At 62.9% G+C, this 22,973-nt stretch carries 19 protein-coding genes; 11 read left to right on the top strand and 8 right to left on the bottom strand.

Going from position 1 to position 22,973, the window contains the following annotated elements; all coding sequences use genetic code 11:
• Window positions 1–100 precede the first annotated feature (100 nt).
• Window positions 101–562 (bottom strand): MarR family winged helix-turn-helix transcriptional regulator, encoded by a 462-nt coding sequence (locus ACE3OO_RS02340; protein WP_374299324.1) that lies wholly within the window; start codon window positions 560–562, stop codon window positions 101–103.
• 69 nt (window positions 563–631) lie between these two features.
• A complete protein-coding gene (locus tag ACE3OO_RS02335; RefSeq protein ID WP_374299322.1) occupies window positions 632–1,054 on the bottom strand; it encodes an Ohr family peroxiredoxin in 423 nt (140 codons plus the stop codon).
• Between the two features lie 222 nt (window positions 1,055–1,276).
• Here ACE3OO_RS02335 and ACE3OO_RS02330 point away from each other — a divergent pair, with 222 nt between their 5' ends.
• The 4 genes from ACE3OO_RS02330 (at window position 1,277) to ACE3OO_RS02315 (ending at window position 6,066) form a co-directional block, all read left to right on the top strand.
• The gene (locus ACE3OO_RS02330; RefSeq protein ID WP_374299320.1) at window positions 1,277–1,774 is read left to right on the top strand and encodes an RNA polymerase sigma factor; all 498 of its coding nucleotides are present in this window, start codon (window positions 1,277–1,279) and stop codon (window positions 1,772–1,774) included.
• Window positions 1,775–1,853: 79 nt separating this feature from the next.
• Complete coding sequence (locus ACE3OO_RS02325) at window positions 1,854–2,858, top strand: FecR domain-containing protein (RefSeq protein ID WP_374299318.1); 1,005 nt, start codon at window positions 1,854–1,856, stop codon at window positions 2,856–2,858.
• 150 nt (window positions 2,859–3,008) lie between these two features.
• Window positions 3,009–5,465 carry a TonB-dependent siderophore receptor gene (locus ACE3OO_RS02320; protein WP_374299316.1) on the top strand — a complete coding sequence of 819 codons (2,457 nt, stop codon included), beginning with the start codon at window positions 3,009–3,011 and terminating at the stop codon, window positions 5,463–5,465.
• Window positions 5,466–5,673: 208 nt separating this feature from the next.
• Entirely contained in the window at window positions 5,674–6,066 is a 393-nt protein-coding gene (locus ACE3OO_RS02315) for an SPW repeat protein (RefSeq protein ID WP_374299314.1), read from the top strand.
• Window positions 6,067–6,139: 73 nt separating this feature from the next.
• Here ACE3OO_RS02315 and ACE3OO_RS02310 read toward each other — a convergent pair whose 3' ends face one another.
• Both ACE3OO_RS02310 and ACE3OO_RS02305 read right to left on the bottom strand, forming a co-directional pair.
• Complete coding sequence (locus ACE3OO_RS02310; RefSeq protein WP_374299312.1) at window positions 6,140–6,697, bottom strand: PAS domain-containing protein; 558 nt, start codon at window positions 6,695–6,697, stop codon at window positions 6,140–6,142.
• 174 nt (window positions 6,698–6,871) lie between these two features.
• The gene (locus ACE3OO_RS02305; RefSeq protein WP_374299310.1) at window positions 6,872–8,797 is read right to left on the bottom strand and encodes a ribonucleoside-diphosphate reductase subunit alpha; all 1,926 of its coding nucleotides are present in this window, start codon (window positions 8,795–8,797) and stop codon (window positions 6,872–6,874) included.
• Window positions 8,798–9,359: 562 nt separating this feature from the next.
• Here ACE3OO_RS02305 and ACE3OO_RS02300 point away from each other — a divergent pair.
• Together ACE3OO_RS02300 and ACE3OO_RS02295 are read left to right on the top strand one after the other, a co-directional pair.
• The gene (locus ACE3OO_RS02300) at window positions 9,360–12,833 is read left to right on the top strand and encodes a hypothetical protein (RefSeq protein ID WP_374299308.1); all 3,474 of its coding nucleotides are present in this window, start codon (window positions 9,360–9,362) and stop codon (window positions 12,831–12,833) included.
• Window positions 12,834–12,852: 19 nt separating this feature from the next.
• On the top strand, window positions 12,853–13,713 hold the full coding sequence (locus tag ACE3OO_RS02295; protein WP_374299306.1) for an acyl-CoA dehydrogenase: 861 nt from the start codon (window positions 12,853–12,855) through the stop codon (window positions 13,711–13,713).
• On the opposite strand, the gene ACE3OO_RS02290 is transcribed toward ACE3OO_RS02295, so the two are convergent.
• From ACE3OO_RS02290 to ACE3OO_RS02280, 3 genes are all read right to left on the bottom strand, one after another.
• On the bottom strand, window positions 13,710–14,945 hold the full coding sequence (locus ACE3OO_RS02290; protein WP_374299304.1) for a hypothetical protein: 1,236 nt from the start codon (window positions 14,943–14,945) through the stop codon (window positions 13,710–13,712). The two genes, ACE3OO_RS02295 and ACE3OO_RS02290, sit on opposite strands and share 4 nt — an antisense overlap.
• Window positions 14,946–15,127: 182 nt before the next feature.
• The gene (locus ACE3OO_RS02285; protein WP_374299302.1) at window positions 15,128–16,561 is read right to left on the bottom strand and encodes an aspartate ammonia-lyase; all 1,434 of its coding nucleotides are present in this window, start codon (window positions 16,559–16,561) and stop codon (window positions 15,128–15,130) included.
• Window positions 16,562–16,705: 144 nt separating this feature from the next.
• Window positions 16,706–17,584, bottom strand: coding sequence for an SDR family oxidoreductase (locus ACE3OO_RS02280; RefSeq protein WP_374299300.1), 879 nt, complete (start codon window positions 17,582–17,584; stop codon window positions 16,706–16,708).
• 90 nt (window positions 17,585–17,674) lie between these two features.
• Between ACE3OO_RS02280 and ACE3OO_RS02275 the strand changes: the two genes are divergently transcribed.
• The 5 genes from ACE3OO_RS02275 (at window position 17,675) to ACE3OO_RS02255 (ending at window position 22,029) form a co-directional block, all read left to right on the top strand.
• A complete protein-coding gene (locus tag ACE3OO_RS02275) occupies window positions 17,675–18,448 on the top strand; it encodes an SDR family oxidoreductase (RefSeq protein ID WP_374299298.1) in 774 nt (257 codons plus the stop codon).
• A 107-nt stretch (window positions 18,449–18,555) separates the two neighbouring features.
• On the top strand, window positions 18,556–19,101 hold the full coding sequence (locus tag ACE3OO_RS02270; protein ID WP_374299296.1) for a molybdopterin-dependent oxidoreductase: 546 nt from the start codon (window positions 18,556–18,558) through the stop codon (window positions 19,099–19,101).
• Window positions 19,101–20,543 (top strand): sensor histidine kinase, encoded by a 1,443-nt coding sequence (locus ACE3OO_RS02265; RefSeq protein WP_374299294.1) that lies wholly within the window; start codon window positions 19,101–19,103, stop codon window positions 20,541–20,543. The genes ACE3OO_RS02270 and ACE3OO_RS02265 overlap by 1 nt, the downstream gene beginning before the upstream one ends.
• Window positions 20,540–21,568, top strand: coding sequence for a lysophospholipase (locus ACE3OO_RS02260; RefSeq protein WP_374299292.1), 1,029 nt, complete (start codon window positions 20,540–20,542; stop codon window positions 21,566–21,568). The genes ACE3OO_RS02265 and ACE3OO_RS02260 overlap by 4 nt, the downstream gene beginning before the upstream one ends.
• Window positions 21,565–22,029 (top strand): HPP family protein, encoded by a 465-nt coding sequence (locus ACE3OO_RS02255; RefSeq protein WP_374299290.1) that lies wholly within the window; start codon window positions 21,565–21,567, stop codon window positions 22,027–22,029. Before ACE3OO_RS02260 ends, ACE3OO_RS02255 begins: the two co-directional genes overlap by 4 nt.
• 22 nt (window positions 22,030–22,051) lie before the next feature.
• Here ACE3OO_RS02255 and ACE3OO_RS02250 read toward each other — a convergent pair whose 3' ends face one another.
• Complete coding sequence (locus tag ACE3OO_RS02250; protein WP_374299288.1) at window positions 22,052–22,972, bottom strand: glycosyltransferase family 9 protein; 921 nt, start codon at window positions 22,970–22,972, stop codon at window positions 22,052–22,054.
• Window position 22,973: the final 1 nt, after the last annotated feature.

The following is a 22,973-nucleotide window of genomic DNA, read 5'->3' as shown; positions in this document are numbered from 1 at the left end:
GTGGTTCGGACAAGGGGCTTGTCCCTAGATGTTGCGGTTTGGGCGGGGGTTGTCTGTGGATATCGCCGTATCCGGCCGGCTTGCCGGTGGGGCCTGTGGATTACTTTTCCGTCCGGGCCTGCAGCCCGGCGGCCAGGCCGCGCAGTTCGGTGCGCAGGCGCGCCAGATCCTGCAGCCCGAGGGGCAGCAGGCAAGCCATGTCGCGCTGCATGGCGGCCACGGCGGCCTCCAGGGCGCGGCCCTGTTCGGTCAGGGCGATGGTGACCTGGCGTTCGTCTTCCGGAGCGCGGCTGCGGGTGATCAGCCCGGCCTGCTCCATGCGTTTGAGCATCGGCGTGAGCGTGCCTGAATCCAGATGCAGGCGTTCGCCCAGGGTTTTCACAGTATGCGGTCCCGCCTCAGCGCGCGCCTGTTCCCACAGCACGAGCATGACCAGATATTGCGGATAGGTCAGGCCCAGCGGTTCCAGCCGGTCGCGATACAGACGCGTCATCGCATTCGACGCGGCATACAGCGCGAAGCAGAGCTGGTGGTCGAGCGTGATCGATTCGTCGGCGGACATGGTCGGGCCAAGGATAGGCGGCGCCGGATAAAGCGGCAATCCGGCGCCGCGATGGTGGTCAGACGTGGTTCAGACCGTGGTTTCCAGCGCCACGTCGATATTGCCCCGGGTGGCCTTGGAATACGGGCAGACCTGGTGCGCTGCGGCGACCAGCGCCTCGGCCTGGGCCTTGTCCATGCCGGGCAGGGCGACCGCGATCTTGGCGTTCAGGCCAAAGCTGGTTTCGTCCTTGCCGATGCCGATGGTCACGCTCACCGTGTTGCCCTGGGGCAGGGCGATCTTCTGGTTGCGGGCCACCAGGCCCAGCGCGCCCTGGAAGCAGGCGGCATAACCGCTGGCGAAGAAGGTTTCCGGGTTGGCGGCATTGCCAGGACCGCCCAGTTCCTTGGGCATGGCCAGGACCAGATCGATGATGCCGTCGGCCGAGGTGACCTTGCCGGCGCGGCCACCGGTGGCTGTGGCAGTGGTGGTGTAAAGCGGGGTGATGGACATGGCGGGTGCTCCTCTGGTTGTGACGGCCGGAAGGGCGCGTCGTGAGAAATTATATAGTGCACGATTTAATTTTACGCAATACATAGCCGCGTGACGAAGATCACGGTGGAGCCAGAGGATCTGCCACCGCCGCAATGTGGATCGCGTAGAGCCGCTATTAATTGCGAATAATTCGCAATCGTAATAAAGTCCGCCAGTCGCAGCAAAAGGGCAGACGGCGTTGTGTCACCCAAGGATTTGAAGCGGTTGTTCCTGGCCTACAGATTCGAGATCCAGGCGTATCTGGTGCGCCAGTTGCAGGACATCGAAACCGCGGCCGACCTGACGCAGGAAACCTTTCTGCGCTATGCCCAGCAGCCGGCAACCAGCACGGTATTGCAGGAGCGCGCCTATCTCTATCGCACCGCCCGCAACCTGGCGATCGATCACGTGCGGGCGAAACGGCGACAGCAGACCCAGGCTGTTTCGCATGACTCGCTGGCGGAAATTCCGGAAAACCAGCCATCGCTGGAAGACGCGACCGATGCGAAGGAGCGGCTGGCCAAGCTGCATGATCTGGTCGAACGGCTTCCGATCCGTACGCGACGGATTTTCATCCTGATCCGCATCGAAGGCTATTCCTATGCCGATGCCGCGGCGCTGATGGATCTGTCGATCAGTTCCGTACAGAAACACATGAACCAGGCCCTCCGGTCACTGGCACGGGGGCTGCGCAGCTAGCCAGTCTGCAGTATTGCTTCTTCTCTTTTGCCGCTTGGACGTCTTACAGGCAGATACCCCTACAGCCGACCAGAAACCCGTGACCAGCAGCGACACCCCCCTGGACCAGATCGAAAGCGAGGCGACCGAATGGCTCGTCCAGCACACGGCCGGCCGGCTTGATCCGGCGGAAACCCTGCTGTTCAAGGACTGGCTGCAACGCAGCGCACAGCATCGTGCGGTTTATGAGCGCATGCGGCAGACCTGGGATGCGCTGGCCGTATTGCAGCAGATGCCGGGCGATCTGCTGCGGCATACGGCCGATCTGCATGCAAAGCCAGGTTTGGCACCGGTCGGGCGGCGATGGTTGGCGCCGGTTTTTGCCGTTGCTGCCAGCCTGCTTCTGGCAATCGGGTTGACGGTGGCCTGGCTGGGCAATCCGGTTACCGTCCTGATTGCCGATTACAGCACTGCGCCCGGTGAAATTCGCGGTGTCACGCTGCCGGATGGCAGCCGTCTCGAGCTTGCGCCGTCGAGTGCGGTGAAACTGAATTTCAGCAATACCGAACGCCGGGTCGAGTTGCTGGCCGGCAGTGCCTATTTCAGCGCCGTGCCACAGGCCATGGCAGAGGGGCGTCCCTTCATCGTCGATACCGGCCTGCTCTCGGCCCGGGCATTGGGTACCCAATTCCTGGTCGAGCATTTACCGCGCGGCGACGGCGTGGCGGTTGCCGAGCATGACGTTGCAGTGACCATGAAGCTGCCAGGCAGCGATCCGCCGGTGACGGTTCTGTCGCCGGGGCAGGTCCTGCGATATCGGCGGGACCGTATGTCGGCGCCCGACATGGCCAGACTGGACCCGCAAGAGATCGCGCCCTGGCGGGTCGGCAATCTTGTCTTCTATCAGGTGCCGCTGCATGAGGTGGTTGCGGAACTCAACCGCTATCGCCGCAGCCGGATCCTTCTGGCGAATGACGACCTGTCCGCTCGCGTCGTCTCGGGCGTTTTCCGCATCGGCGAACCGGATGGCGCCCTCAGGGTGATTGCGGATGAATTGGGCCTGCGCATCACCGCTTTGCCCTTCATAACCGTAATTCACAAGTAGAAACATATAGATAGCCTGCCTCTGCCGATACTCGGTCAAGCGGCTCGATTATTTTTATCAAATCCGTGGAGTGGCGCGTCCTAGTGATATGTCGCGAATGATTTTCATTTGCGCAAGTGCTGATTGCGTCACTTCAGGGGGATTTCAAGTATGAATGCGAAATTGGCGGTGCGGCCCGTGATGCCGCGCCTGAGTGCCCGCCGTCTGGTCGGTCTTTCTGTCAGCGCGGTGGCATTGGCAGCCGGCTTGAATCTGGCAACTGCCGCTGCACAGGCCCAGGGCGCCGCCGCGCCGGCGGCGTCGCAGCAGCGGATGGCATTCGATATACCGGCTCAGGAACTCAGCCGGGCCATCCTGGCCCTGGCAAACCGCGCCTCGATCCAGATCCTGTTCGATGGTGCGCGGTTGCAGAATTTGCGCAGCACTGCCGTCAGTGGCAACCTGACACCGCAGGAGGCGCTTGCGCGCATGCTGGACGGCACCGGCATGGGCTATCGCTTTACCGGTCCGGCCAATGTCACCCTGTTCGAGATTCCGCGCAGCGGCGACGCGACGGTATTGCCGCCGGTAACGGTGGAAGGGCGTGGCAGCCAGGTTGAAACGGCCACGGATTCCGTGGACGGGTATGTCGCTTCGCGGGCGCGGACCGGCACCAAAACCGATACGCCCTTGCTGGAAACGTCGCAGTCGATATCCGTTATTCCCCGCGATCAGATCGCCGACCAGAATGCGCAGACCCTGAATCAGGTGCTGCGCTATACGGCCGGCGTCACGCCGGAGACGCGCGGCGCGGTCGCAACACGCTATGACATGTTCACCATTCGCGGCTTCGATGCACACAGATACTGGAACGGCCTGAAGCAGCAGGATCTGTATTATTTCGCGCCGCAGCTCGATCCCTATCTGCTGGAACGCGCCGAGGTTCTGAAGGGCCCCAACTCCACGCTTTATGGTCAGGCGCCGGCCGGCGGCCTGGTCAATCAGGTCAGCAAACGTCCGACCGACGAGCCTCTGCACGAGGTTGGCATGGAAGTCGGCACCAACAATCATTACCGGCTTACCGCCGACATGTCCGAGAAGGTCGATGCGGAAGGCAAACTGGCCTATCGTTTCACCGTTGTCGGCCTGACCGAAGACGGCCAGATGAAGACAACGGAGAATGAGCGTGTCTCCATCGCACCGTCCATCGCCTGGCGGCCGGATGAAGATACCACGCTGACCCTGTTCGGTTTGTATCAAAGCGACCCGAAGGGCAATTCCTATGGTGGCATTCCGCCGCAGGGTACGGTGCTGGCAAATCCCTATGGCACGTTGCCGATGGATTTCTATGATGGCGATCCGAATTTTGAGAAATTCGTCCGACATCAAACCGCGCTGGGCTACGAGTTCGACAAGCGGCTCAACGATATCTGGACCCTGCGGCTGAATGGCCGCACCCTGCATGGCACGCTGGCCTACGACAGCGTTTACGCGAACGGCGTGCAGACGGATAACAAGACCTTGAATCGTGGCACGGCGACCTCGCGCGAGTCGATGACATCGTATGTCTTCGACAACCAGTTGGAAGCGCGCGTCGATACCGGGCCCGTCAACCATACGGTGCTGGGCGGTTTCGATTACCAGGTCATCGACGGGCATTACGCGACCGGCTTCGGCACGGCGCCGACGCTCAATATCTTCAATCCGGTCTACGGTCAGACGATCACCGTGCCCAATCGCAACCGCACCAATGTCGATGCGGAACAGTATGGACTCTACCTGCAGGATCAGATGCGGCTGGGCGGTTTCGTCGTCACGCTGGGCGGCCGGCACGACAAGGCGGAACGCACCACGACGACCGTCAACACCGGGGCCGTGGCCCGGCAGAACGACAGCGCCTGGACCGGCAAGGCGGGCATTTTGTATGCCTTCGAGAATGGCCTCTCGCCTTACGTCAGTTATTCCGAAGCCTTCACGCCGCAAAGCGGCACGGATTTCGCGGGCAAGCCCTTCGATCCGGAAGAGGGCGCGCAGTATGAGCTCGGCCTGAAATACCAGCCGCCGGGCAGCAACAGCCTCTTCACGGCTGCCGTCTTCGATGTGACGCGCAGCAACCTGAAAACCGGCGACCCCGCGCATTCAGGCTATTCCATCACGGTTGGCGAAGCGAAGTCGCGTGGCTTCGAGTTCGAGGCGCGACACAGCCTCACCAGGCAGATCGACCTGCTGGGCAGCTATACCTTCCTCGATACCGAAGTCACGAGGGACAACAGCGGTCTGCAGGGCAAGCGCCTTGGTGCCGTGCCCGAGCATCAGGCCTCGGCCTGGATCATGTATCACATGCCGCGCGATACATCGTTCAGGGGCCTCAGCCTGGGCAGTGGCGTCCGATATGTGGGCAGTACGGTCAACCCCGCCAATACCATCCAGGTGCCGTCCTTTACTCTGGTCGATGCGGCACTGAACTACGATCTGGGCGCATTGTCCGACACATTTGCCGGTGTCGATTTCTCGGTGAATGTGAAGAATCTCTTCGACAAGGATTACGTGGCGTCCTGCTATTACGGCGAGTGGTGTGCTTATGGGTATGAGCGCACGATAACCGCCGGGCTGCGATATCGCTGGTAAGCCGGCCGCCGCCTGAACGGGTGGCACTCAAGACAGCCGGGGCGGGCCCGACGGGCCGGCGCCGGCTGTTTCGTTTTGGCCACCTCTGGAGAATGGCCTGAACCCGCCCTATTTGAAGAATGACGCCGTGTAACGGCATCGGGGGGGGCTGTCGCCGCACGGCCTGAACGGTTTTGGCAGTGATGCCGAGAGCCGGAGGAGGTGCGTCATGGTCCATATCAGTCACGAACCCCATCGTGGGTCCCATCGCGAGCCCCATCGCGAGCCGGAAGCGCGACGCTGGCAGGATTGGGCGAATATGGCGCTTGGCATCGCGCTGGCGGGATCGCCGTGGTTGCTGGGCTATCGTGGCCTGGAAGAGGCGACGATGAATGCGGTGATCATCGGCCTGCTGGTTTTTGCGCTGTCGGCACTGGCGCTTACCCTGCTGGATCGCTGGGAGGCTTATATCAACGCCGTGCTCGGGCTGTGGGCCGGGCTGTCACCCTGGCTGCTGGGCTTCACCGGATATGACATGGCGCTATTGGCCCATTTGGGTATCGGCGGCAGCGTCGTGTTGATTGCCGTGCTGGAAATCTGGCAGGCCAGCCGGAACACCTGACAAGAAACCGGGCGTTCCGGCCCACTGAAAGCGGAAAACCAAAGCGGAAACCATTGCCGCCCGGGAAAAGATTTCAGGCCGCGAGGCCGGTTTCCTCATCGTCCAGGGCTGCCAGCGACAGTACCCATTCGTCATAGCTGGTGCCGCTGCGGCTCATCATGCCATCCAGATGCTGGCGGCTCGCGGCCACGCCTTGTTCCTTGCTGTTGGTGCTCCGCTCAATCAGCCGCAATTCCCGATAGGCTTCCTCGGCGGCAGCGATGCTGCGGCCGGAGGCGGCACGCCGGAAACACTGATAGCTGTCGATATGGCGGGCGGCGGCACCGTAATGCGGCGTGAGGTGCGACAGGGTCCAGTAATACTCGCCATTGCAGGCCATGTTCTTCACATAAGCGAAGACTTCCTCGCCGTCGCGAATGCGCTGCCAGATCAGTTGGAACACGGCGGCGGGCATGTCGGGATGGCGCAGCATGTTATGCGGCTGGCCGAGCAGCTCCTTCTCGCCGCAGGCCTGCGCCTGGCAGAAATAGGAATTCGCGTAGGTGATGCCGCCGGTGAGGTCGGCATGGGTGACCAGGAACTGGTCGGCGGGACTGGTGCGCGCGCGATTGACCGGGGAAACTGTGATCATGGCGATGTCCTCTGTTGACATCGCTATCAAAGGTCGTTTGCCGCAGGATGTGAAATTAACAATGCGTAAGACGGTCTAAAGATTTGACAACCATCAAGCGTTACGGCGCCGAAATGCACATGAAAAAGCCCGGCTTGCAGGCCGGGCTTTTTGCATCGTATCGCTACAATTGCCTTACTGGCAGGCAAGGCACTCGTCGTAATCAACCGCCTCGCGCGGGCCGCCGCCGACGGAAGCCGCCGCCGCCACCAGCGGCAGTTCGGGCTCGTTGATCGCCGGCGCACGCTGAGGACGTTCGCCTTCGTTGATCTTACCGACCAGCGGGATCGAAACGACGTTCGTGACGGTTTCCGAGGCCGATTTGCCCGACACCGTCTCGGCGCGCTGAATGGAGAGTGAGCGGCAGTAATAAAGGCTCTTCACGCCCTTCTTCCAGGCCTGGAAGTGGATCTGATGCAGATCGCGCTTGTGCACGTTGGCCGGCAGGAAGATGTTCAGGCTCTGCGCCTGGCAGATATAGGGCGTGCGGTCGGCCGCCAAGTCGATCAGCCAGCGCTGGTCGATCTCGAAGGCGGTCTTGAACACGGCTTTCTCGTCATCCGACAGGAAGTCGAGATGCTGCACCGAGCCGCCGTTGGTGGTGATCGACGACCACGTCTCGTCATCGTTCTTCTCGTACTGCTCCAGCGTCTTTTCCAGATAGCGGTTGCGCACCGAGAAGCTGCCCGACAGGGTCTTGTGGGTGAAGGCATTGGCCACGTTCGGCTCGATACCGGGCGAGGCGCCGCCGGCGATGATCGAGATCGACGCGGTCGGCGCGATCGCGATCTTGTGCGAGAAGCGTTCCATGATGCCGTATTCGGCGGCATCGGGGCAGGGGCCGCGTTCTTCCGCCAGCTTGCGCGAGGCGGCATCCGAGGCATCCTTCACATGCTTGAAGATGGTGCGGTTCCACACCTTGGCCATCACGCTTTCCCACGGCACGCCATTGGCTTGCAGGAAGGAGTGGAAGCCCATCACGCCCAGGCCCACCGAACGCTCGCGCTGGGCGGCGTAACGCGCCTTGGCCATGCTGTCGGGTGCCTTCTCGATGAAGTCCTGCAGCACGTTGTCGAGGAAGCGCAGGCAGTCCTCGATGAACAGCGGATGCTCCTTCCATTCATGGAAGTATTCGAGGTTCAGCGACGACAGGCAGCACACGGCCGTACGCTGCTGGCCATGCTGGTCGATGCCGGTCGGCAGCGTGATTTCGCTGCACAGGTTCGAGGTCTTGACCCGCAGGCCGGCTAGCTTGTGGTGCTCGGGCAGGGCGCGGTTCACGTGGTCGATGTAGACGATATACGGCTCGCCGGTCTCGATGCGGGCGGTGAGGATGCGGATCCACAGCGCGCGGGCCGAGACGGTGCGCTGCACGGTCTGGTCATGCGGGCTGAGCAGGGCCCATTCCTCGTCGGCTTCCACGGCGCGCATGAAGGCGTCCGAGATCAGGATGCCGTTATGCAGGTTCAGCGCCTTGCGGTTCGGATCGCCGCCGGTCGGACGGCGGATCTCGATGAATTCCTCGATTTCCGGATGGTCGATCGGCAGGTAGCAGGCGGCCGAGCCGCGGCGCAGCGAGCCCTGGCTGATCGCCAGGGTCAGGCTGTCCATCACGCGGATGAAGGGAATGATGCCCGAGGTCTTGCCGTTCTGGCCGACCTTTTCGCCGATCGAACGCAGGTTGCCCCAGTAGCTGCCGATGCCGCCGCCGCGGGCCGCCAGCCAGACATTCTCGTTCCACAGGCCGACGATGCCGTCCAGACTGTCATTGGCCTCGTTCAGGAAGCACGAGATCGGCAGGCCGCGGCTGGTGCCGCCATTGGACAGAACCGGTGTCGCCGGCATGAACCAGAGCTTGCTGATGTAGCTGTACATCCGCTGGGCATGGGCGGTGTCGTCGGCATAATGGCTGGCGACGCGGGCGAACAGGTCCTGGTAGGACTCGCCGGGCAGCAGGTAACGGTCATCGAGGGTGGCCTTGCCGAAATCGGTCAGCAGGCGGTCGCGGCTGCGGTCGACGTCGATGCGGATGCCGCGTTCGGTTTGCAGAGTGTTCAGCACGGATGGCTTCCCCTCGTTCTTGCGGCCCGGCCCCACAATGTGTGGCACCACATTTTGTGGTGGCCGGCCCGGCCGTTCTTCTATGAATCCCAATATCCGTCCGCTTTTGGCTATCTGGCGGCTGCGCACCCCGCCTTTTCACCTTCGAAACGCCGGGAAATCCCGGAAAAACAGCTTTCGAAGGCGGCGCAGCGTCGACCCGAAACAGCGTCAGCGAACACAACATATGGTACTGACGGTTAAGGGAGCGTCAATACGATGTGTGGCATGAGGCTGTAAAAAATTGCCTTGACGGATTCAGTATAGCGTGAACCCCCTGATTTTATGCCGTGTCGCTGACGGTCGCTGCAGCGCAAAAAGCCGCCTGTGGATTGTGGGGATAAGTATGGCGGGCCGGTTTTTCGCAAGCCGCTGTTAACCAATGCTCCCCTATCAGTTGTGCTACCGGCGCGGGATTTACGTCTGCGCCGGCCTTTGTGCCTGCTTGAATTGGTGTTTCAATGCGGGCCTTAACGCGATCCGACCGGCTGGATGACGATCCGGCCCGGCGGGGGAGGTTGCGATGACGCTGATTAAACATCCGCGCGCCGATATGGCCGCCAATGCGGCCAAGGCAGCCAGCCAGGTAGCGGTCGACCGCGCCGAAGCGGAAGCCGCCGAACTGATCGGCATGCCGGCGCTGGAGCGCCGCCGCCGCATCATGGTGGCGGGCGGCTCAGTGGTCAGCGTGCTCTGGCTCGGCATCTGCGCCCTCTATATCCAGAATTCCATCGGCTGGCAGAACCTGTGGCATGCCCTGCCGCACGAGGTCGGCGCCTTCATTGCCGGCATGGCCGCGCCGCTGGCTTTCCTCTGGCTGCTGCTGCTCAACATGTGGCGCGGCAGCGCCATCAAGCGTCAGGCCGCCGCCCTGCATCAGGTGCTGCTCGATCTGACCTATCCCACGCCCGAAGCCGAGCGCCGCGTCTCCGCCCTGGCTGGCGCGCTGCGTCGCCAGGCCCGCGAGATGGAAGAGGCCGCCCAGTCGGCCACCGACAGGATCGCCGCGCTGGGCGAGACCATGGCCAGTCAACAGCAGGTGCTGATCAATGCCGCCGCCGGTGCCGGCGAACAGGTCGCGCTGCAGGCCAAGCAGATCACCGGCAGCCTCAGTCAATCCTCGCAGGGCCTGCTGGCCGCCGCCGAACAGGTGAACCGCGACCTGGACGCCACCGTGAAGGGCCTGGCCGGCCGTTTCGAGGAGCAGAGCAAGGCACTGGTCGATGCGGCCGACAAGGTCGGCAACGAGATGAATGCCAAGGTCAATGGCATCGGCCAGACCGTGTCGACCCAGGCCCAGGTGCTGTTGCAGGCCGCCGACGTGATCGTGCGCGAGGTGGAAACCGCGCGTGGCATCTTCCAGACCAAGGCCTCCGAGATTTCCCGCATCACCTCGGCGATCCAGTTCCAGAACGAACGCGTCGAGGAATTGTCGCGCCGCCATGGCGAACTGATGGACCAGGCGGTGCAGCGCGCCGCCGAAGTGGCGCAGCAGATTGCCGCCGCACTGGAGCAGAAGATCGTGGCGCTGGAACAGGCGGTCACCCGCGCGGGCGGTGAGGCCGGCCGTATCGGCATGAGCTTTGCCGAATCCGCCCAGACCATCACCACCGCCGCCGAGGTCACGGTTGCCCGCGCCACTGCGGCCAGCGAAAGCTTTGGCCGCGAAAGCCTGCTGTTCAGCAATGCCAGCCAGAAGGTGATCGACAGCGCCGAAGCCGCCGGTACCGTGCTGCGCGAACGCGTGCGCGAGATCGAGCAGGCCACCGGCACCACCATCGGCCGCATCCGCGATATCGGTGAGACCATTCGCTCCGAGGTCGGTTCGCTCGATGAGCAGGGCGCCCGCGTTGCCGAACGTCTGCGCCTGTCGGCCGACGAGATGCGCGGCCGCACCGGCGCATTGGAGCAGGCGGGGGCTTCTGCCACCCGTCAGGCCGATGCCTTTGCCGAGGCGGCCACCCAGGCCGAACAGCGCCTGAAACTGACCGGCGACCTGGTCCGGCATCAGGCCGACCAGCTTGGCGCCGCCGCCGAACTGGCCGACCAGCGTCTGGCCCAGGCCGGCGATGCGCTACGCCGCGAAGGCGCCAACATGACCAGCACGCTGCAGCAGATCACCGACCGCGCCATGCGCGCCGGCGACGAACTGAAGCAGCGCGCCGACATCCTGGATGAAACCTCGGGCCGTGCGCTGAACAAGATCGGCGAGGCCGATGCCAGCATCCGGGAACGTGTCGAAAGCCTTGGCCAGGCCGGGCGCGACGCGCTGGCGATGGCCGCGCAGGTGCAGGAAACCATGACCCAGGCCAATGCCCTGCTGGCCCAGGCCGCCCAGCGAACCGACGATCAGATCTCGGCTGCCGGCGGCCAGTTGCGCCAGCACGCCGAACAGTTCGTCACCACCATCGACGGTGTCACCCGGCGCATCACCGAAACCGGCGACAGCGTGCGCGACCAGATCGACGGCCTCGACCAGGCCGCTGCCCGCACGGCGCAGCGCCTGCGCGCAGCCGGCGAAAGCGCCGGTCAGGATGCCGTGCAGTTGCAATCGGCGGCTGAACGCGCGTCGCAGCGTCTGCATCAGGTGAGCGAGACCGCGCAGACCCAGGCCCATGCCCTCAGCGCCGCCGCCGAACGCGCGGCAATGGAATCGCAGCTTGCCGGCAGCACGGCCCAGGCCCGCGCCAAGGATCTGCAGGATCTCTCGCTCGGCGTCGCCGAGGCGATGGCGCAGCTGGCCGAGAGGGCGACGGCGCAGACCACCGCCCTGGTTGCCATGAGCGAGAAGGCGCAGATCGAGGCGACCAGCCTGAACGCCGCTGCCGAAAAGGCGACCAGCAGCATCAATACGGCCGGCGACACCGCGCGTATCCGTTCGGTCGAACTGGGCGAGGCGGCGCAGGGCGTGGTGGATCGCACGCTGGAACTGCGCAGCACCATCCACGAGCAGGCCGGCGCGCTCACCGCGCTCAGCACCGAACTCACGCGTCAGGCCGAAAGCATCCGCGAGAATTTCCGCGGCCGCGTGCAGGAACTGGCCGAGGCGTCCGATGCCGCCATCCTCAAGACGGCGAATATCGGCGACAGCTTCCGCCGCCAGGCCCAGGAAGTCTCCCGTGTCTCCGACGAGGCGATCAGCCGCGTCGAGCAGGTGGGCACCACCTTCGATGCCCGCGCCCGCGAGATCAATCTGGCCGTCGGCAACGCCTCGGGCCGTATCGACGATGCCAGCGAAGTGCTGCGCAACCGCACCCGCGAACTGGCGAATATCGTCGAGGACGCGATGAAGCAGACCGACCGGATGAGCGACGGTTTCCGCCGCCAGGCCGACGAGGTCGATACACGCGCCGCCCGCCTGAGCGAGAAGGTGACCGAAATCGGCGAACGGCTTGCCCGCACCGGCACCGAATTCAGCGCCGTCACCGACCGCGCCACGGCACGTGCTGCCGAAACGGCCGAAACGCTGGGCCAGCGCGCGCAGGAACTGGCGTCCGCCGCCGCCCGCGCCGCCAGCGAGGCGGCGTCCGCCGAAGCCAGCCTGAAGGCCGATGCCCAGGCGCTGGCCGATGCGGCCCGCACCGCCAGCGTCGAGGCCGAGGCGTTGCGCAAGGCCACCCAGGCGCTGCGCGGCGAGCAGTTCCTCAAGACCGCGGCTTTCATCACCGGCCACCTCAACTCGATGGCCATCGACATCACCCGCCTGCTGAACCGCGACCTGTCGGAAGAACTGTGGCGGCGTTACTACAAGGGCGAACGCGGCCTGTTCACCCGCAAGCTGATCGACCAGCGCGACCTCGACAAGATCCGTGGCAAGTATCAGGAAGACGGCGAGTTCCGCGACTTCACCGACCGCTACATCGCCGAGTTCGAGCGTGTGCTGGCCGGCGCCAAGGGCGTGGAGCACGAGGAGCTGCTCACCTCGGCCTTTGTCACCGCCGATATCGGCAAAGTCTACCTGCTGTTGCGCGAGGCGGTCGGCAAGGCCCGCCAGTAAGAGCGCTCAGTAGCGGCACATGGACAAGACATCGTTGCAGGACTGGATCGGCGGCTCGGAAACGGCCGCCGATCTCATTTCGCCGGAGCGCTGCATCGCGCTGGCGCGTGCGCTGGATCGCTCGGATGCGGGCCTCATTGCCGGTACGCCGCTGCCGCCGTTGCGGCACTGGCTGTATTTCTGGTCGATCGCCACGCGGGCCCGGCTGGGCCGCGACGGCCATCCGACCCTGGGCGGTTTCCTGCCCGATGTGAGCCGTTTCTGGGGTGACGCGCAGACCCGCCGCATGTGGGCCGGCAGCCGCATCGCGTTTCATCACCCCGTGCCGCTGGGCCGCCCGGCACGGCGCATTTCCACCGTCGAGAACGTAGTCGAAAAAAGCGGCCGCAGCGGCCGGCTGGTCTTCGTCACCGTGCGGCACGAGATCTATTACGGTGCCACGCTCTGCATCACCGACCGGCATGACATCGTCTATCGCGAGGAAAAGCCCGGCGCGGCCCTGCCGCCGCCCGAACCGGCGCCAACGGATCAGGAATGGGACGAGGGTTTCGTCGCCGATCCGGTGCTGCTGTTCCGCTACTCCGCGCTCACCTTCAACGGCCACCGCATCCATTACGACCGCGACTATGCCCGCCATGTGGAAGGCTACGAGGGCCTGGTGGTGCATGGCCCGCTGCTCGCCACGCTGCTGATCGATTTCGCCGGCGATGCCCTGCCGGGCCGGCAACTGAAGCAGTTCGGCTTTCGCGGTCGCCGCCCGGTGCTGGACGGCCAGCCGTTCAGTCTGCGTGGCCGACTGAGTGGCGAGAATGTCGTATCGCTTTGGATCGTCGATGCCGATGATGCGCTGGCGATGACGGCGGAAGCGCGGTTCGGTTAGTTCGGCAAGTCAATTTTAATATTGTGAAGTTTAGTGGCGGCATGGTCCTCTTGCAGCCATCCACCTTTCACTCGAGAGGATATGGCTATTTCAGCAGTCAGGTTCTTGGTTCTCTTCGGAACTCCAATGATCGCGATAAATCTCTTTGCACTTGAATCAAGAGCTTCATCTTTTACTGTCCAGCCAAATGTTGATTCTTGTAACCCATTCCCGATGACCGTCGGCTTAAGGGTTTTGTATTCGATTTTCTGACCATATACCTCGCCGACTGTAACCCCAGCGCCTGCGGGAGTCTCAATCTTAATTTCAGGTGTTTTAGTGTTCTCACTTACACTTCGCTCAATACCTGTGCGCAAAGGGATGATTTCAAATGCAACAGCGGAATGATTTGACAACTTTACTGCAAATGTAAGCTCGAGTACTCCAGTCGATTTAGGATCTTTCCTCGGGCTCATGGCGAACTGGAAGAAATATACGTCGAAACTTTTCTGGATGCTGGGCTCAATCTTTAAGCTTTTGTCGGCTGCGGGAAACACGAGAGGTTTTCCAATAGTAATCCAATCAACATCGACAGACAGAGAACCGGATAGCGTCGAGTGTGCTTTTGCAGTATTTCCAGCCACCTTAAAAACATTGGGAAGCTGCATTTCTTTGTACTTATCGTTTTCAGAATACACGGCGGCTAATTCTTTCGCATACCCTGTTTCAAGCCATACGGCTTTCGAGGTTTTCCCTTGCTGATTTTTATAGTCAAAAATTAACGGCGCTCCACCATGGGTTTCCACTTTATTGGCTATGGTTTTTATCACTTGAACGTCGACGGGATAATATTTTGCCGTGCCTGCTTTTTCCGGCTGATTGGTATACAAAGTGAGGATATCTGGAAGAGGCACGGAATTCGTTTTTAGGGTATTTATTGCAGAAACAACATCCTGATCGCTTATATCGGCCGTAAGTTGATAATATAAAATCTTGTTGTTTGAATTATAATTTGTCTGAAATTTAGCTGCTGTATAAAAAACTGAAGCATCGACGGCCCATTTCTTATCTTTGGTAATTTGATTCTGAACTAGGAAATCGGTTGGAAAGGGGCGAAGCCCAACAAGAGGTAGCGTGATCTCAGCTTCGGCTTGGTCAATCGGATCATCGCCAATCACAATTTGTGCGCGGCTTTCTGAGGCCGGAGTGCTGATGAGAAAGATTGAAATGCTAAATATATAAATATTCTTCATTTTCGCCCCCTGCGGACTTTTTGCAAAACTATCACAAATTTGGCAGAGGGGAAATTCCGCGAGTTACTTACAAATGTATTCAGAAAATCTAAAAAAGACAAAATCTAGAAAAGACATTGCTCTGATGAAGCAATGAGGCCTGCTTTCCAAGATGCATAGATAGATTTAATATCAGCGTTCTCTCAATTTGGCGCCACGATCTTGCGCCCACGTCGCCTTGGCGCGGTGAGCTTGGCGACATCGAGGATGTCGTCGAGCTGGGCTTCGGTGAGCCAGCCTTTTTCGATCACCAGCTCGCGCACGGTGCGGCCGGTCTTCAGCGCTTCCTTGGCCACGGCCGCCGATTTCTCATAGCCGATATAGGGGTTCAGCGCGGTGACGATGCCCACGCTGGCCTCCACATGGCGTTTGGCCTGCTCGACATTGGCCTGGATACCGGAAACGCATTTCTCGGCCAGGGTGCGCGCCGCCCGCACCAGCAGCTGCATGGAGGAGAGCACGTTGTAGACGATCACCGGCTCCATCACATTGAGCTGCAGCTGCCCGGCCTCGGCTGCCATGGTCACCGCCATGTCGTTGCCGATCACCTGGAAACATACCTGGTTCACCACCTCGGGGATCACCGGGTTCACCTTGCCCGGCATGATCGACGAGCCCGGCTGCATCGGCGGCAGGGCGATCTCGTTCAGGCCGCCGCGCGGACCGGAGGAGAGCAGCCGCAGGTCGTTGGCGATCTTGCTGAGTTTCACGGCGATGCGTTTCAGCATGCCGGAATAGAGCACGAAGGCGCCCATGTCCCAGCTCGCCTCGATCAGGTTGGCCGCCCGCACCATCTCGACGCCGCTGATCCGCGCCAGCTCGTCGATCGCCAGGTTGGAATATTCCGGCTCGGTGTTGATGCCGGTGCCCACCGCCGTGCCGCCCAGATTGATCTCGCGGAACAGCTTCACGATCTCGTCGCCGCGCGCCACGTCTTCCTTGATGTTGATGGCGAAGGCCTCGAATTCCTGGCCCAGGGTCATCGGCACGGCATCCTGCAGCTGGGTGCGGCCCAGCTTGATGATGTCGGCGAATTCCACGCCGCGCTGGCGGAACTCGTAGGCCAGCCCGTCCAGCGCCTTCATCAGTTCGGCATGGCTCAGGATCACGCCCAGCCGCACGGCCGAGGGATAGACGTCGTTGGTCGACTGCGACAGGTTGACGTCGTCGTTGGGGTGCAGGTGGGCATATTCACCCTTGTGGAAGCCCATCAGCTCCAGCCCGCGATTAGCGATCACCTCGTTGACGTTCATGTTTGTGGAAGTACCCGCGCCGCCCTGGAAGACGTCGATGGTGAACCATTCATGCAGCTTGCCATCGACCAGCTCGTCGCAGGCCTTGGCGATGGCCTTGTATTTCTCCGGTTCCAGGTAGCCCAGCTTCTTGTTGGCCGAGGCACAGGCTTTCTTCACCATGCCGAAGGCGCGGATCAGGTTGGGATAGTGATTGATGCCGATGCCGGAGATATGGAAGTTGTCGAGCGCGCGCTGGGTCTGGATGCCGAAATAGGCCGCGGCCGGGATCGCCATCTCGCCCAGGCTGTCATGTTCCAGACGGGTTGCGGTGTCGCTGCTCATCGCTGCTGCCCCATGGCTGTTGCGGAAGCGGCATTCTGCGCTTCCGCAACGGCAATGCGAAGGCTTTCAGTGATGATATTTCGTTGAAATACCTATGGTTTTACATGCAAACAATCAATCGGCAGCGATCAGTCCCGCTTATGGCTAGACCGTCCGCTGGGCTTTGTCCTTCGCATTGGTGGCGGCGATGTTGTCGCGGATTTCCTGCCATTCGGCGTCGGACAGTTCGGTGAGGCCGCCGAAGCCGCCGGCAGTGTTCAGCCATTGCGCGCCGTCGATGGCGATCACCTCGCCGCTGATGTAACCGACTTCGTCGCTGAGCAGGAAAGCGGCCAGGTTGGCCAGTTCCGACATCTTGCCGACGCGACGCATCGGGATGGCGCCGATCATCTGCTTCTCCAGCTTCTCGGTTGGCGCCAGGCGTTTGGTCATGCCTTCGGTGGGGAAGGGGCCGGGCGCGATGGCATTGAGGCGGATGCCCTTCGGTCCCCATTCCACAGCCAGCGACTGGGTCATCGCGGCGATGCCGGCTTTCGACATGGCCGATGGCACCACGAAGGCCGAGCCGGTCCAGACCCAGGTGGTGACAATGGAGATGATGCTGCCGCCGCGCTTCTCGGCGATCCAGCGTTTGCCCACTGCCTGCGTCACATAGAAACTGCCATGCAGCACGATATTGGCGATGGCGTCGAAGCCGCGCGGGCTCAGGTCCTCGCTGCGGGCGATGAAGTTGCCGGCGGCATTGTTCACCAGGCCATCCAGCGGGCCATGCTGCTGCCAGATCGCCTGCACCATCTCGTCCACCGCCTGGGCCACGCGGATATCGCAGGGATGGCAGACGATCTTGCCGCCGGTGGCCGCCGCCAGTTCTTGCGCGGCCTCCTGCAGCACGCCCTCGCGGCGGCCGCAGATATGCAGCTCGGCGCCCAGTTCCATCAGGCGGCGGGCCATGGCCTTGCCCAGGCCGGTGCCGCCGCCGGTGATCAGAATACGCTTGCCCTGGAACAGATCGCTGCGGAACATGTCGCCTCCCTTGTTTATCGATTCCGGCCAGATTAGCCAAAGGGTCAACGCAACGCCATCAGGGCCACGCCATCAGGAGGGCGCGTCATCATGGATCTTCAGTTAGCCGGCAAGGTTGCCATCGTCACCGGGGCCAGTCGCGGCATCGGCCGCGCGATTGCCGAGACGCTTGCCGGTGAAGGGATGAAGCTGGTGCTGGCGGCGCGCTCGCGCGACCAGCTCGAGCAACTGGCGGCCGGCCTGAAGGCCGAATGCCTGGTGCAGGCCGCCGATCTGCGCGATCCGGCCGTGCCGGCGCAGGTGGTTGCCGCCGCGGCAGCGCATTTCGGCGGCCTCGATCTGGTGGTCAACAATGCCGGTGCCACCAAGCGCGGTGACTTCCTCACGCTCAGCGACGAGGACTGGGCCGATGGTTATGCCATGAAGTTCTTCGGCGCCATGCGCCTGAGCCGCGCGGCTTGGCCGCAGCTGATGCGGCGCCAGGGTGCCATCGTGAATATCGTCGGCGTCGGTGGCCGCACCGGCGCGGCGGAATTCGCCATCGGCGGTTCGGTGAATGCGGCCTGCCTGAACCTGACCAAGGTGCTGGCCGATCGCGGCGTGAGCGATGGGGTGCGCGTCAATGCCATCAACCCCGGCACCATCGCCACCGAGCGCCTGCAGACCCGCATCCGCAGTTTCGCCCAGGACAAGGGCCTGTCCGAGGCCGAGGCGGCCCGGCAGATGCCGAAGGCGATGGGCGTGGCGCGATTCGGTGAACCCGTAGAAATTGCCCGGGCCGTCGCTTTTCTCGCTTCGCCGCTTTCCGGTTACCTCCAGGGTGCGATTCTCGATGTCGATGGGGGCCTGACTCGCACGCTTTAGGCACAAAAAACGACTGTTCGCTTGCTTTTTTGCGGCGGCAGTGCCACTCCGAACCCATGATGCGTAGGCAGAATGTCGCCGCCACGGCCGGAGTTGGGGGATTGAGAGTGAGCAGGATCGGGCAGGCGCTGTGCCGCTGGATGCGGCGCGCAATGCCGGCCCTTGCCATCATGGTCGCCGTGGCCGGTCTTTGGCCGGCCCGGGCCGCCGAACCGCTGCCGCCGCCGCAGGGCGACGTGCTGCTCACCGTTGCCGGGCAGATCGGCCGCAGCAACAGCAAGAATGGTGAAGCCCGTTTCGATCGCGCCATGCTGGAAAAGCTTGGCCTGACCGAAGTGGTGACCTCGACGCCGTGGCACCCGAAGGTGATGCGGTTTGAAGGCGTGCTGTTGCGTACGCTGCTGTCTGAGGTGCAGGCACGCGGCAGCAGCCTGCTCGCTACCGCGCATAACGACTACACCGCGCGGCTGCCGGTGCAGGATGCCGAACGGCACGATGTGATCCTGGCTCTGCGCGCCGATGACCGCGACCTGACCCTGCGCGACATGGGACCGATCTTCATCATCTATCCCTACGATCACGACCGCACGCTCAAGGCCGATGGAATATACGCGCGATCCGTCTGGCAATTGCGCCGGCTCGAGGTCCGCTGATGCCGCGTCGTTTCCTGCCGCAGCAGATCAAAGACCGGCCCGAGGCGCTGGCTGGCGCCGGGCGCCGTTTCGTGCTGGTGCTGGTGGCGACGGTGGTGGGTCTGTCGCTGGTGCTGGCGGCCTATTTCTATGTGCAGCAGCGCGAATATAACCGCTTCTCCTTCCAGAACATCGTCTGGGAGGGGGCGCAGTTCCGCAACGAGCATCAGGCTTTCCGTGCCGCCCTGCTGGAATACCTGAACCGCACCCCCGGCGCCACCGAGGACGAGGTGCGCCGGCGCTACGATATCCTGCGCAGCCGCCTCGACCTGCTGCAAACCGGGCGTGCCTCGGCCACCTATATGGGCGATCCCGATCTCAGCGCGCTGCTGACGCGGATCGACCCGATCGTGCGGAACTGGGAAGGCCAGCTTGGCGCGCTCTTTGCCGGCAATCGTCAGGCCGGTGATGTGGTTGCCGTGTCGATGCGCCGGCTCGATGCGGATTTCAGCGCCTTTGCCGCCGGCGTGAATGCCATCGGCATCCGCCGCGTGGACGATGCCCGCGAAAGGCTGGGCGGGTTGTACAATGTCATGATTGCCACTGGCGTCGCCACATGGCTGCTGGTGATTGGCTTCGCCTATGCGCTGATGCGGCAGTTGCGCGCCAGCGAGGCCGCGCATGCCGAGATGCGCGCGATGACGGCGGATCTGGAAAACGCCCGCCGACTGGCCGAGGAGGCCAGCCGCACGAAATCGAATTTCCTGGCGACCATGAGCCACGAATTGCGCACGCCGCTCAACGCCATCCTCGGTTTTTCCGATATCATGCGGCAGGGCATTTTCGGCCCGATCGGCAATGCACGCTACAACGATTATCTCGATGGCATCGTGAAAAGCGGCCAGCATCTGCTGTCCCTGATCAACGACGTGTTGGATATGTCGCGTATCGAGGCGGGCCGGCTGGAACTGATGGAAAGCCAGTTCGATATCCGCCAGGCGATCGATCACGCGCTCGACATGGTATCGGTCACCGCGCAGGGCAAGGGCGTGGTGCTGGAGCGCGCGGTGCCCGCGATTCTGCCGCATTTGCAGGCCGATGAAAAGCTGGTGCGCCAGATGCTGCTCAATCTTCTGAGCAACGCGATCAAATTCACACCCGAAGGCGGCCAAGTGGAAATCGCGGCCGCGCTGCTGGGCGAGGGCGAGCTGGCGATCCGCGTGCGCGATACCGGTGTCGGCATGAGTGATCGCCAGTTGCAGAAGGTGTTCGAGCCTTTCTCACAGGGCGATTCCATGCGCGCCCGCGAAGCCGGCGGCAGCGGTCTCGGCCTGCCGATCACCAAGCGGTTGATCGAATTGCACGATGGCCGGATTCATCTGGCCAGCCGCAAAAGCAGCGGCACCACGGCAACCCTGATCTTCCCGGCCGGGCGGCTCAGTGCCGCCGGTAGCGCCGCGTGACGCGCAAGCGCCTGCCACGCCGCCTGTCACGGCGTGTGGTGCCGGTTGTTCTGCTCTTTTCCCTTCTGCTCTGCGTGGCCTGCGCGCCGCGCCTGCAACCGCCCGGCGATATGGTCGCAACGCCTCGGCTTGCGGCAGATGATGCCGGCTGGCAGGCCAGTGACGGGCGTGAATTACCCCTGCGCCGCTGGAGGCCGCCGCAGCCAAAGGCCGTGGTGCTGGCGGTGCATGGCTTCAACGATTACAGCAATGCCTTTACCGAGGCGGCGGAATGGTGGGCCGCCCATGGCATCGCCACCTATGCGCCCGATCAGCGCGGTTTTGGCCTGGCGCCTTATCGTGGTTTATGGCCTGGCCAGGACCGGCTGGCCGACGATCTGGCCGAGCTGAGCGCCTTGCTGCGCCAGCGCCATCCCGGCCTGCCGCTATATTGGCTGGGCGAGAGCATGGGCGGCGCCGTGGTGCTGCATGCATTGGAACGCGTAGCTGCCCGGCCCGATGGCGTGGTTCTGGTGGCGCCTGCGGTCTGGGGGCGGGAGAGCATGCCGTTGCTCTACCGGGTCGCCCTGTGGACGACCAGTTATACCATTCCATGGAAAACCTTTACCGGCCGTGGATTGAAAGTGCAGGCCTCCGACAATATCGAGATGCTGCGCCGGTTGTCGCGCGATCCGCTGTTCATCAAGGCCACGCGTGTCGACGCCATCCATGGCCTGGTCAACCTGATGGATGCGGCATCGCTGGCGCGGCCTGAGCGATTACCTGTTCTGCTGATGTACGGCCTGAAAGACGAGATCATCCCCAGGCCGCCGGTCGAGCGTTTTGTCGAACGCCTGAAATCCCGGCCGGATATCGACATGCGTATTCTTGTGTATCGCAACGGTTGGCATATGCTGTTGCGCGATCTGCAGGCTGAAACGGTCTGGCGCGACACGGCGGCATGGATCGCCGATCCGACCGCGGCCCTGCCATCGGGGGAGGAACGCCGGGCATTACCGTTATTTATGCCGGAGGATGGCGAATGACGCGTGCGGCGTTACTGGACGTGATCTGGGCGGCGGTGGGGATCGTGCCGAGCCTGGCGGCGGTGTTATGGCTGATCGACGCCGAGCATGGGCTGGCGCTCACGTCGCTGGGCAGTACCGCGATCCTGCTGTTCTGTTTTCCCACCCATGAAGGCGCCCGGCCGGTGGCCGTGCTGGTATCGCATCTGCTGGGCGCGGCCATCGGCATCACGCTGCTGCAGGTCTTCGGCAGCAATATCTGGACCATGGGGGCCGGCGTCGCGCTGATCGCGCTTGCGATGCGCCTGCTCAACATCATGCATCCACCGGCGGGCGCCAACCCGCTGATCGTGCTGAATCTCAAAAGCAGCTGGCTGTTTCTGGCCTATCCGTTGCTGCCGGCCTTGTTGATCATGTTGTCGGCGGTGTTCGTCTGGAGCCACTTGCGGCCGGGACCGCGCTGGCCGCTGCGCTGGCTTTGATCGAGGCTGGATCTGACCGGCATTACCGCATGGGCGGCAATGCCGCCTCGGCGTCCTCGACCGACAGGTCCTGCAGGCTCGGCCGTTGCAGCAGCCTGACCCAGTCGCCCCGCGGCGACACCTTGCGCGGATCGGATTCCTGGGAATACAGCACCAGCGAAGGACAGCCGCTGGCCGCGATGATATGCATCGGTCCGGTATCGTTGCCGATGGCCAGCGCGGCCTGCCGCCCTAAAGCGGCCAGATCGGTAATCGAAGTCCGCTCGCACAGATCGACGGCAGAGGGGCAGGCGGCCTTGATCGCCTCGATTTCCGTCCGCTCGGCGGCGCGGCCGATCAGCACGGGTGTCAGGCCCTTTGCCAGCAGCCGGTTGCCCAGGGCCGCGAAATGCTCGGCCGGCCAGCGCTTGGCCGGGCGATGGGGCGCGCCGCCCGGCACCAGCAAGGCATAACGCGGCGGCAGGTTGAATCCGGCGATGTCGCTTTGCAGGAAATCCAGATCGGGCAGGCCCGGATCGGGGATGCCCACCAGGGCAAGCTGTTGCCGGCGCAGTTCGGTGATATGCATCGGCCCGGTCGGATCGGGGATGTGGTATGCGCAACCCGGCGCGTTGCCCACCCATTCCGGTCGCGCGCCAGACAGGCGCAGCAGCCGGTAATACCATTTTGTCCGCTGGCTGCCCTGCAGGTCGTACACGCGGCTGAAGCGGGTGTCGCGGATACGGCGGATCAGCCGCCATGTGGCTTCGATCTGCCACAGCTTGGGTCGCATGTCGGTCCAGATCTCGTCGACCAGGCCGGAACGCCGGATCAGGTCGACATAAGGTGCCGTTGTCAGCAGCACGATATGTTCGCCCGGATGATGCCGGCGGATCGCGCGAAACAAAGGCAGGGAGAGGATCATGTCTCCCAGAGCCGAATGCTTGATCACCAGGATTGCCATG

Origin of the sequence: Ferrovibrio sp., from assembly GCF_041906005.1 — a bacterium.
GTDB lineage: Bacteria > Pseudomonadota > Alphaproteobacteria > Ferrovibrionales > Ferrovibrionaceae > Ferrovibrio.
The sequence above is the reverse complement of the archived record's forward strand: the minus strand, read 5'-3'. Positions and strand labels throughout refer to the sequence as shown.